Origin of the sequence: Comamonas sp. GCA5, from assembly GCF_036541385.1 — a bacterium.
GTDB classification, from domain to species: Bacteria; Pseudomonadota; Gammaproteobacteria; order Burkholderiales; family Burkholderiaceae_C; genus Comamonas; species Comamonas aquatica.
Map to the genome: position 1 here is coordinate 88,439 of NZ_JAZHFR010000003.1, position 11,249 is coordinate 99,687.

6 protein-coding genes and 2 pseudogenes are annotated in these 11,249 nt (G+C 66.4%); 5 read left to right on the forward strand and 3 right to left on the reverse strand.

Translation table 11 applies throughout. From position 1 onward, the window contains the following. The first annotated feature begins 97 nt into the window (after positions 1 to 97). On the forward strand, positions 98 to 490 hold the full coding sequence (locus SJH88_RS01575) for a VOC family protein (RefSeq protein WP_045266715.1): 393 nt from the start codon (positions 98 to 100) through the stop codon (positions 488 to 490). Between the two features lie 372 nt (positions 491 to 862). Next, positions 863 to 3,445: pseudogene (locus tag SJH88_RS01580) on the forward strand (transporter substrate-binding domain-containing protein); the annotation flags it as partial. Between the two features lie 98 nt (positions 3,446 to 3,543). On the opposite strand, the gene SJH88_RS01590 reads toward SJH88_RS01580, so the two are convergent. The 3 genes and pseudogenes from SJH88_RS01590 to dsrO all read right to left on the reverse strand — a co-directional run bounded on the left by SJH88_RS01590 (position 3,544) and on the right by dsrO (position 8,682). Continuing rightward, positions 3,544 to 6,732: a tetrathionate reductase subunit A gene (locus SJH88_RS01590; RefSeq protein ID WP_274753430.1), complete on the reverse strand. Its 3,189-nt coding sequence runs from the start codon at positions 6,730 to 6,732 to the stop codon at positions 3,544 to 3,546. Positions 6,733 to 6,854: 122 nt separating this feature from the next. Next, positions 6,855 to 7,888: pseudogene (gene nrfD / locus SJH88_RS01595) on the reverse strand (NrfD/PsrC family molybdoenzyme membrane anchor subunit). An 11-nt stretch (positions 7,889 to 7,899) separates the two neighbouring features. Then, positions 7,900 to 8,682 carry a sulfate reduction electron transfer complex DsrMKJOP subunit DsrO gene (gene dsrO, locus SJH88_RS01600; RefSeq protein WP_274753431.1) on the reverse strand — a complete coding sequence of 261 codons (783 nt, stop codon included), beginning with the start codon at positions 8,680 to 8,682 and terminating at the stop codon, positions 7,900 to 7,902. 355 nt (positions 8,683 to 9,037) lie between these two features. Between dsrO and SJH88_RS01605 the strand changes: the two genes are divergently transcribed. The 3 genes from SJH88_RS01605 to SJH88_RS01615 all read left to right on the forward strand — a co-directional run bounded on the left by SJH88_RS01605 (position 9,038) and on the right by SJH88_RS01615 (position 11,074). Continuing rightward, complete coding sequence (locus SJH88_RS01605) at positions 9,038 to 10,147, forward strand: NAD(P)/FAD-dependent oxidoreductase (RefSeq protein ID WP_274753432.1); 1,110 nt, start codon at positions 9,038 to 9,040, stop codon at positions 10,145 to 10,147. Positions 10,148 to 10,310: 163 nt separating this feature from the next. Beyond that, a complete protein-coding gene (locus SJH88_RS01610) occupies positions 10,311 to 10,622 on the forward strand; it encodes an ElaB/YgaM/YqjD family protein (protein WP_042417772.1) in 312 nt (103 codons plus the stop codon). Positions 10,623 to 10,678: 56 nt separating this feature from the next. Beyond that, positions 10,679 to 11,074 carry a phage holin family protein gene (locus SJH88_RS01615; protein WP_042417775.1) on the forward strand — a complete coding sequence of 132 codons (396 nt, stop codon included), beginning with the start codon at positions 10,679 to 10,681 and terminating at the stop codon, positions 11,072 to 11,074. Positions 11,075 to 11,249 lie beyond the last annotated feature (175 nt).

Sequence of the window (11,249 nt, forward strand, 5' to 3'; positions counted from 1 at the left end):
ACTTCGGTGGCCATCGGGCGGCCCGCCTGGGCAGGCACCGGCCACCGGGTTACCCTTGGGACATCACTCGCACATGTCAACAAGAAAGTACAGCACCATGAAACTGGGATACACCATCGTCTATGTACCGGAGGTGGCGGCCTCTCTGCAGTTTTTTTCCGACGCATTCGGTTTTGCTGTGAAGTTCTTGCACGAATCCGGCACCTACGGCGAGCTGGACACCGGGGCCACCACCCTGGCCTTTGCCGCGCATGCCTTGGGCGAGGGCAATTTCCCTGGCGGGCATGTGGCGGCTTCGGAGTCTGTCCAGCCCCTGGGCATGGAGATCGGGCTGGTCACCGAGGATGTGGAGCAGGCTTACACCCGGGCTTTGCAGGCCGGGGCCGTGCAGCTGTCCGCGCCGACGCGCAAACCCTGGGGTCAGGTCGTGGCCTATGTGCGCAGCCCCGACGGCACGCTGATCGAGCTGTGCACGCCGATCGGCGGCTAGCGCGTGCCGGGGGCACGGCGGGGGACGTGGGAAAGTCAAGGGCATGGCCCTGATCCAGGCCGTCCCTTGCGCTGTGGCGGCCTTGCCAGACAAAGCCTGTCGTGCCAAATTGAAACGGTGCGGCCAAGTGGCGCACACCCCGTGTCCCTGCAGGCCCAAGCGAGGGGGCTGTCCCGGACCGGGCACGCAGCTTGCGGTGCGGGCTGCTGGACTCAGCCGCGCTGCGGCCAATACAGGGATGCAGAGAGGTCGGAAAACCGAATTCATTTTATTTTTAGATGCCATGGCGCGAGCCTCGGACTGCCGAGTCGCACCATCCAATCAATGGCTTGTGGAAAGATATTGCATCGGTCTATAAATGAAAAAAAGTAAATGCTGGTTTTCCATTTGCAGGGGTCTTTTCATGGCCCTGTGCCTGCTTGGCAATCTGCAGGCGCGCACCATCACGGTGGTGGGGGATGACAATTACCCACCCTACCTGTTCAAGGATGCCAGCGGCAACACGGTGGGCTATATCGCAGACCTTTGGGCGCTGTGGGAGCAGCAAACCGGCGTGCGCGTGAACCTGGTGGCCACATCCTGGGGCGATGCCCAGCAGCAGCTATTGAATGGCCAGGCGGATGTGATCGAAATGATCTTCCGCACGCCGGAGCGCGAAGACGCCTACAGCTTTTCCCAGCCTTATGAACGGGTGAATGCCAATATCTACACCCTGGATGGCATCGTCGGCATTTCGTCACCGCGCGAGCTGTCCGGTTTTGTGGTCGGCGTGCAAAAAGGGGATGCGTGCATCGCCAAGCTGAATGCGGCTGGGGTTGGCGGTTTGCAGACCTACGATGGGTATCGCCAGATGATCAGCGATACGCTGGCGAAAAAAATAAAAATATTTTGCATGGATGAATATCCGGCGGATTATTACCTGTACCTGATGGATGCCGATAAACACATTCGCAAGGCATTTTCTTTTTATTTTGATGATTTTCGACGTGCTGTCCGAAAGAACGACCTGGCCACCCTGGAGTTGGTGGAGCGTGGCATGGCAGCCATTCCGCTGGAGGCGCGCGAGGCCCTGGAAAAAAAGTGGAAGGGGCGCCCGGTCCACCGGCTGTCGTATTCACAGTTGGTGCAATACGGCTTGCTGGCGATTGCGGCGCTGGGGGGCGTTCTGGCGCTGTGGATCTGGTTGCTGCGGGTGGCGGTGAAGAAGAAGACCACGGAAATCCAGGCCCAGGCCAGCCAGTTGGGGCTGGAGCGCAGCCGCTTGCAGGAAATCCTGGATGCCACACGGGCCGGCACCTGGGAGTGGAATGTGCAGACCGGTGCGTGTGTCTTCAACGAGCGTTGGGCGCAGATGCTGGGCTATACCCTGGAGGAAATCCGGCCCTGGACGGTGGACACCTGGACCCGGCTCACCCACCCGGACGACCTGGCGCCGACGATGGAACGGCTGGAGCTGCACTTGCGCGCAAGACCCAGTATTACGAGAGTGAGATGCGCATGCGACACAAGGACGGGCACTGGGTGTGGGTGTCCGACCGCGGCCGGCTGATCTCCAGAACCCCCGAGGGGTTGCCCCTGGTGATGAATGGCACGCACATCGACATCACCGAAAGCAAGATCGCCAACGATGCCATCTGGCAGCAGGCCAACTACGACAGCCTGACCCAGCTGCCCAACCGGCTGCTGCTCAACGACCGCCTGACGGATGTGCTCAAGCGGGTCGAGCGCAGTCATCACAAGGTGGCGCTGATCTTCATCGATCTGGACCATTTCAAGGAAGTCAACGACACCCTGGGTCACCCGGTGGGCGACCAACTGATCATCCAGGCCGGTGCCCGCATCCGGCGCAGCGTGCGCGAGTCGGACACCGTGGCCCGCCTGGGGGGCGATGAGTTCTGCATCCTGATCGCCGATCTGGCCGATGTGACCCACCTGACCGAGCTGGCGCAGAAGGTCCTCGACCAGCTGGCGTGCCCCTATGCCCTGGGGGACGAGCAGGTCTACAGCACCGCCAGCCTGGGGATCAGCATTTATCCCGACGATGCCGGCGATGCCGTCGAGATGCTGCGCCACTCCGACCAGGCGATGTACGCGGCCAAGAACGAGGGGCGCCACTGCTTCCGTTTTTTTACCGCCTCGATGCAGGAGTCTGCGCTGCAGCGCATGCAGCTGGTGCGCGATCTGCGCCAGGCGATGGCGCTCAATCAGTTCAAGGATTACTACCAGCCGATCGTGGAGCTGGCCACGGGCCGAATCCACAAGGCCGAGGCGCTGTTGCGCTGGCGGCACCCCACCCACGGTTTCATCAGTCCCGCGGTGTTCATCCCGATCGCCGAGGACATCGGGGCGATTGTGGAGATCGGCGGCTGGATCTTCTTGCGGGCAGCGCAGAACGCCAAGAAATGGCTGTCCATCGTTGGTGACGACCTGGCTATCAGCATCAACAAGTCGCCGGTGCAGTTCCGCGACCGCAGCCCCGAGCACCTGGATTGGGTCAGGCTGCTGGAGACCCTGGAGCTGCCCGGCAAGCACATCGTCGCGGAAATCACCGAGGGCCTGCTGCTGCGGCAGGAGCCGTTCATTGAGGAGAAACTGCTGGCCTTCCGCGACGCCGGCATCCAGGTGGCCATCGATGATTTCGGCACGGGGTATTCCTCGCTGTCCTACCTGACCAAGTTCGACATCGATTACCTGAAGATCGACAAGTCCTTCACCAGCAACCTGGCTCCCGGCAACGAGACCCAGGCCTTGTGCGAGGCCATCATCATGATGGCCCACAAGGTCGGGCTGAAGGTGATCGCCGAAGGGGTGGAGACGGAGCAGCAGCGCGATCTGCTCAAAGAGATGGGCTGCGATTACGCCCAGGGCTATCTGTATTCCCGGCCGATTCCCGCCCACGAATTCCAGGCAATGCTGGAGGCGCATTACCGCAGCCTGAACTCCGCCGTGCAGGAGTGAGCGCCGCGACTGGCCCCCAGGGCGTACCACCGTAAAAAAACCCACCGGCATGGCCGGTGGGCGGACTGTGTGGCACGGCCTGCCGCCGAGCCCTGTCAGAGCTTGCGCACCCGCACCGGCAGCCCCTGCCGCACCATGGCGCCGGAGACCCAGTCGATCCACACATTGTCCTTGGCCGGGCGCGTAGGGTCGGCAAAGCCCAGCTGGTTCAGGTTCACGCCGTTGGCGTGCTGCGGGTTGGCGTGGGTGGGCTGGCCATCCACGGTGTGGGCCACGGCCCCCAACTGCTTGTGGCCATAGCCGTACTCGATCGCAATCGCGCCCTGGGCAATGCCCTCGCGCACCAGGGCCACGCCCTCCAGGCGGGCGCCGGGCGTGCGCACCTCGATCCTGTCGCCATTGGCAATCCCCAGCTTGGCCGCATCGGCCTTGTGCAGGCTGATGGGGTTGTGCGGGTGCACCTGGCGCAGGCGCGGCGCGGCGATCGACATGCTGCTCATCAGGTTGGACTTGTAGCTGCTCATGCTCAGCGGCCAGTCCTGCGTGGGGAAGTGTTCGCGCATGCTGCTGCCGTCGGCGAAGCGGGTGGGGTACCAGGTGGGGCAGCCCACATAGCGCTCGCCGGTCATGGAGTGGCGCATCTTGGCCAGCCCCTCGTGCCACAGTTGCACGGGGAACTTGGCGGCCTGCTTGAGCTGGTCGCCCTTCCAGGCATCGTCCACCTTGTCGAAGCGGCCGCCCCGGCTCATCACCATGGCCACGCGGCGCACTTCCTCGGGCTGGAGGCGCTGTTCCAGCGCGGGCATCCAGCGGCCCAGCCCGGTCAGGGCGATGTCATCGTCGCTGGCCTCGGGCACAGGCCGGCCCGCCTGGTAGGCGATGTTGCACATGCCGCGCAGGTAGAAGTCTTCCGCGTTGTCCAGGTCCAGCGGCTGGCCGTCCTTGGTGGACATGGCGTTCTTGCCAAAACCGGGCAGCTGCAGTTGCCGGGCCAGTGCAAACACGAAGCTCTCGAAGCTGACAGGGCGGCCGTCGGCCGTCTTGGCGGTGGCCGCCTCCACGGTGGGCCAGCGCACGGTGCTGCTCTTGGCAATCACATCGGCCCAGGGCGCGCCGATGCCCCAGCTTTCGTAGGTGACGGTGTCGGGGACGATGTAGTCGGCCAGGGCCGAGGTCTCGTTGATGAAGGGGTCGATGGACACGAACAGCGGTAGCTTCTTCGGGTCTTTGATGGCCTCGGCCAGCGTGTTCTCGAAGCCGGCGATCGCGTACATGGGATTGCTCATGTGGTTGATCCAGGCCTTGACCGGGTAGGGATAGCCCAGCAGGCCGGCGGCCAGCATCTCGCTGGACAGGCCACCTGGGGCCGGGTACCACGGGGCCTTGGCGGGGTAGGGGTTCTCCCCCGCGGCCTTCTTGCGCTGGAACTCGCTGGTCTTCTCGTACGGGAAGCGGGTGCGCGACAAGGTCACGCCGGTGGGCTTGACCGCGCCCGGGAACTGCGCGAAGTTGTAGCACGGGCCGGGGCCGAAGGGGCCGAAAGGCCCGGCATCCATCACCCAGCCGCCCTTGACGTTGAGGTTGCCGATCAGGTTGTTCAGCATGGCGATGGCGTAGGCGGTGTAAAAGCCCGCCCCGCTCATGGTGCCGCCGTGGGAGTTGGCCACGGCCTGCTTGCCATGGCTGGTGAACTCGCGCGCCAACTCTTCGATGTCCTGCACCGGTACGCCGCACAGCTCAGAATATTCCTGCAGCGTCTTGCGGCGCGCTTCCTCGCGCAGCTTGACGAAGGCGGTGCACACGGCGATGGGTGCGGGGGCTTCGGTCGCGTCGGCGGCCTGCAGCGGGGTGAATGCGCGCTCCACCACCAGCTCCGCCGGCTGGGCCACGGTGTGGGGCACCAGCTTGAAGCCGCCATTGCCATCGGCCACCTGCACCACATAGACGTCTTCGGCCGGGGTCTTCTCGTCCACCGGCTCGGGCATGGGCAGTCCCAGGTCGGCCCCGCGCAGGAACTGGCCATAGCGCGGGTGTTGGGGGTCATTGATCAGCAGGTGGGTGGCGTTGCTCCAGCTGGCCTCGCCCGCGGCGGCCATGGCGGCCGGGCCGGGTTGCGTGAGGAACTGGGCGTCGTAGCGCTCGTGGTCGATGATCCAGCGGATCAGCGCCATGGCCAGGGCCAGGTCGGTGGCCGGCTTGATGGGCAGCCAGCGGTTGTTGTCACCGGCGGCCAGGCTGGAGGAGGTGGGCAGCACGGGCGAGACCACCACGTAACGGTAGGTCTGCTCCTTGCGTGAGCGGGCCTCGGCCAGCTCGCGGCCCTGGCGCTGGAAGGGGTTGCCCGCCTGGGCCGGCGCCGTGCCGATGAACAGGCCGAAGCGCGAGTGCTTCCAGTCCGGCTTGCCGTGGGGCATGCCGGGGATGTCGCCCAGCGCCGCCGCCGTGCCCACGCGGTAGCTTTGGCCGCAGTACGCGCCGTGGTTGGCCACGTTCACCGTGCCAAAGGCCTGGCGTGCAAAGCGGTTGATCAGCGGGGTGCGGCCTTCATTGGAGGCATCGGTCACCAGCAGCTGGTTGGCCTTGGGGCCGTACTCGGGGTTCTCGGGATCGATCAGCGTGCGCGTGTCGCGGATGGCCGCCAGGCCCTCCACATGGCCTTCGCCGAACAGGTCGCCGCCTTCGCTGATTTCCTTCACCAGCTGTTCCAGCGAAATGCTCTGCCACCGGCCGGCGCCGCGCGGGCCCACGCGCTTGAGCGGGGCCAGCACGCGGTGCTGTGCGGTCTGGTGCGCCAGCATGGCCGAGCCGCGGGCGCAGCTGGTGGCGCGCCCTTCCAGGCCGTTGTCGCCGCCCAGCATGGCATAGACCTCGCGCACCGGGGTTTCCATGGGCGCGGGGTTGGTGGTGGCCAGCGGGTGGTAGGGGTTGCCGGCAATGCGCAGGATCTGGTTGTTGGCGCTGTCCACGCGCAGGCGCACGCCGCACTGGGTCCAGCAGCCCAGGCAGGACGAGGGGCTGACCACCTGGCCGGGCTGGGTGCTCAACTGGCTGGTGGCGGGGTCGATGCGGAATTCCGGGGTCAGCGAGTTGCCGCGCGTGGCGCTGGCCGTGCTGGTGCCGGAGGTGCCAGCCACCAGGCCCTTGGCGCCGCGGGCCAGGGTTTCGCCATAGCCGGCGGCAAAGGCGGCCAGGCCGCCGGCCACAGCCCCGCCACGCAGCAGCAGGCGGCGGCGGGCGGCATCGGTCTCTTCGGGGTGTGCGGGGGAATGTTGTTTGTCGGTCATGGTCTGCCCTTGCAGCTGCGGAGAAGGCAGGCGCCAGCCCATAGGGCTATCTGTTTTGATAGCTGCTGGCGCCCGTCAATACTGGGTGAAATGCCAATTGGATGGAAATGGGCGGGGTGCCCTCAGGCGGCGGTGCGGCGGGCCGGGAACAGCTCCAGTGCCCAGGTGGTCAGGGCCACCAGGGCCACGCACAGCCCCGCCACGCCCACCATGCCCAGCAGGCCGTCGCCGCCCAGGGGCATGTGGTACAGGTACAGGCCCGCGCCGAACTTGGGCACGCCCTGCACGCCCATGAACAGCGCCCAGCGGAACGCCCAGGCACTGGCCGCCAGCCCCAGGCCGAGCACCAGCGTGTAGCCGCGGGCATGCAGGCGGTGCTGGCCGCGCAGCAGCGCCCCCAGCACCAGGGCCCCGAACACGGCCGAGCCCAGCAGGGTCAGGCGCCAGACCGGGAAGTCCTGCCACAGGCGCAGGGCCGCGTTGAACGAGGCGTTGTGGCCCAGCAGGCCGCTGAGGGCCCAGGCCAGCGCCACGAGCACCAGCAGTGCTGCCAGGGCCAGCGCCAGGCTGCGCAGCAGTTGCAGGCCGGCGTGGCCGGCGCGCAGCGGGGTGGGCAGAAAGCGTTCCAGCACCAGGGTGCAGCCGACGGTGGCCAGCCAGCCGGTCAGGGCCAGGTTGAGGGGCACCCACAGCGTGTTCCACAGTGGCCGCGAGCGGATCACCATCATTTCCGCGCCGGTGTAGACCGTGATGCTCAGCGCCGACAGCACCAGCAGCGGGGCAATGGCGCGCATCCAGCCCGGGCGGCCCAGCCACCAGCTGGCCAGCAGGGCCACGCTGAGGGTGACGAACACCGGCAGCAGCAGCGCCCCCACGGACATCCACGACCAGGGCGTGAAGTGCGCGTAGAAGTGCCAGAAGCGGGCTGGCTGGTGCAGGTCGGCCAGCAGCGACACGGGGGCCGCGACCACGCTGACCGCCAGGGTCAGCAGCAGGGCGGGCAGCACGCGCTGGCTGGGCTGCCGGGTGCGCCGAACACGCAGGCGCAGGCCAGCAGGGCTGCGCCCGTGGCCACGCCCACCAGAAAGAAATACTGCACGGCCCAGGGCAGCCAGGCGGCTTCGTAGGCGGGGGTCAGGAGTTCAATGATCTGCATCGTGGGCTCCTTCAATGTTCAGCCACCAGGCGCACGCTGGCCTGGCCGTCGATGCCGTGGACAAAGGCCTCGGGCAGGCCGATGTAGAACACGCGTGGGGCGGTGTTCATCTCGGGCTTGAGCACCTTGAGCTCGTCCTGGTGCTCGGTCATGCGCTGGTTGATGGCGCTGTGCGGGTCGTTCAGGTCGCCGATCACGCGTGCACCGCCCACGCAGCTTTCCACGCAGGCGGGCAGCAGCCCGGCCTCCAGCCGGTGCTCGCAGAAGGTGCACTTGTCGGCGGTCTGAGTCTCGTGGTTGATGAAGCGCGCGTCGTAGGGGCAGGCCTGCACGCAGTAACCGCAGCCCACGCAGCGCTCGTTGTCCACCAGCACGATGCCGTCGGTGCGCTGGAAGGTGGCCTGCACGGGGCACACGGGCACGCAGGGCGGCTCGTCACAGTGGTTGCACAGCCGGGGCAGGCTGACCATGGCGGGGGCGCTGCCGCCGGGTTGTTCCACCTCGTACTGCAGCACGGTGGTGCGGAACTGGCCAATCGGCGGGTGGTTCTCGACCGAGCAGCTCACCGTGCAGGCCTGGCAGCCGATGCACTTGCGCATGTCCACCAGCATGCCAAAGCGCTTGCCCGGCATGCCCGGGCGGCGTGCGGGCTGAAAGCCGGGGTCACCCGGCAGGGCCGCCTGGGCGGTTCCGGCCAGACCGAAGGTGGTGGCCAGGGCCACCAGTTCCTGCAGAAAAGTGCGTTTGCTGGTGCCCTGGTTCTGCATCAGGGGGGAGGGGTTGGGATCTGCCATCGTTTTCACATCCATCGTTGGGTGATGGCATTGTTGGACGCCTTGCCAGGGTGCCGGTTTGACTTGCATCAATCAATCTAAGTTATTGATTTAATTGAAATTTTGCAAAAAACTTCCTATTTTTGAATGTAAGAATTAAGAAAGTATTAAAAGCGGCGACAACCGGTTGGGCCGGGCGGTGCAACACGTTTCGGGGGCCATGCAGCGGTGGCCTGAAGCTGGCCGAAAGGGCCCCGCAGTGGTGGGAGAATGGGCCCTGGCGCTGCAAGGGCGTCAAGCGGCAGCGGCGCCACCGGCGGCCTGAATCAGGCGGGTGGGCCGTGTGCATCCATACCAATAAAGGGAGAGACAGAACATGGTCGATCAGGTGCAAACCGTGGTCATTGGCGCGGGGGTGGTAGGGCTGGCCGTGGCCCGCGCCCTGGCGCAGACAGGGCGTGAAGTGGTGGTGCTGGAGGCGGCCGACGCCATTGGCACGGGCACCAGCTCGCGCAACAGCGAGGTGATCCATGCCGGTATCTATTACCCGGCCGGCTCGCTCAAGGCCCGGCTGTGCGTGCGGGGCAAGGAACTGCTGTACACCTACTGCGCCGAGCGTGGGGTGGAGTTCCGCCGCTGTGGCAAGCTGATCGTGGCGACCAGCGCCGAGCAGGTGGCGCAGCTGGAGGGGATCCGCCAGAAGGCCGCCGCCAACGGCGTGGACGACCTGCTGATGCTGACCCGCGCGCAGGCCCAGGCGCTGGAGCCTGCGCTGGCCTGCCACGCCGCGCTGCTGTCGCCCAGCACCGGCATCGTCGACAGCCATGGCCTGATGCTGGCGCTGCAGGGCGATCTGGAACATGCGGGCGGCGCCGTGGCGCTGCTGTCCCCGCTGGCGTCGGCCCAGGTGGAAGAGGGCGGGATTTTGCTGCGCACCGAGGACGGCACCGAGCTGCTGGCGCAGGAAGTGGTGAACGCCGCAGGCCTGTGGGCCCCGGGCGTGGCGGCCCGCATCCAGGGGCTGGATGCCGCCCATGTGCCCACGGCCTATTACGCCAAGGGCAGCTATTTCACCCTCAGCGGGCGCGCGCCGTTCAGCCACTTGATCTATCCCGTGCCCGAGGCCGCCGGCCTGGGCGTGCACCTGACGCTGGATCTGGGCGGGCAGGCCAAGTTCGGTCCGGACGTGCAATGGGTGGACGACCCCAGCCACCTGCAGGTGGACCCGCAGCGCGGTGACGGCTTCTATGCCGAGGTGCGCAAGTACTGGCCCGCGCTGCAGGACGGCAGTCTGGCGCCCGGCTATGCGGGCATCCGCCCCAAGATTTCCGGCCCGCACGAGGCTGCGGCCGACTTCTGCATCCAGGGTCCGGCCACGCATGGCGTGCCGGGGCTGGTCAACCTGTTCGGCATCGAATCCCCGGGGCTGACCAGCTGCCTGGCGGTGGCCGAGGCGGTGCTGCCACACCTGCCGTCGCAGCCCTGATGCTGCCGCCCCCGCATGGCCCAGCGCTGCGGCAAGCGCCGCGTTGCTTGGTGGGGGGCGCTGCATTCGCTAAGATGCTTTCCATGGAGCGGCAGCAGCCTGCGGGCCTGCACCGTGCCGCTTCGTTTTCCTTTGTCCCACCACCATAAGAAAGGCGTGCACCATGGCGTTTTCTGTTTCCGACACTGTTTCTTCTGCCCAGGCTGATCTGGAAAAGCTGGTCACCGATGTGCGCGGCCTGCTGGCCAGCAAGGACCTAGACTCCATCCCCCAAATCAACGTGCTGCGCCAGAAGCTGGACGACGGCGTCTACCACGCACGTGAATCCGCAGTGCATGCCGCCCAGGAAGCGGCACGCCAGGCCAAGGAAGCGGCCTATGCCGCAGACCGCTATGCGCACGACGAACCCTGGCGCGTGGCCGGTGCGGCGCTGGCCGTGGGTGCTTTGATCGGCTTCTTGCTGGCACGCCGCTGAGCGGTGCGCCCGACACCCTGCCTGTCAAACCCTGGTCTGTGTAAAGGAAGTCTGCCGTGAATTGGATGTCTGCGATTGGATTGGAGAGTCTGTCAGCCCGCTTGCGGGCCAATCTGAATGAGGGCGCCATGGCGGCGGAAGACCGTATTGCGCTGGCGCGCCTGGAGTGGAGTGCCCAGAAGCAACGCCTGCAAGCCATCTTTGTGCTGGGCGTGGTGCTGGGCGGTCTGACCATCGTGGCCCTGGTGCTGCTGTCGCTGGCGGTGCTGATCCAGTTCTGGGATTCGCCCGAACGCTCTGTCGTCGCCTGGGTGATTGCCGGGGTGTGGTTGCTGGCCTGGGCGGGGGCGCTGGCGTTGCTGCTGTCGTTCCTGCGCAAGTCCAGCCAGCCGTTTGCGCTCACCCGGGCCGAACTGGCACGCGACTGGGCCGTGATCAAGGAGAAGCTGTGAATACCTCTGCAATGACCGGCGCGGCCTCGGCAACGTCCGAGGCCTCCGCGCCCTTGACGGCCCTGGCGGCCCTGCAACGCGAAGCGCGCTGGGCCACGGCCACGCCCCAGCAGCGTGAAGTGCTCAAGCGCATCGCCCTGCAGCGCGACCGCTGGACGGCGGCGCGGCAGGCCCG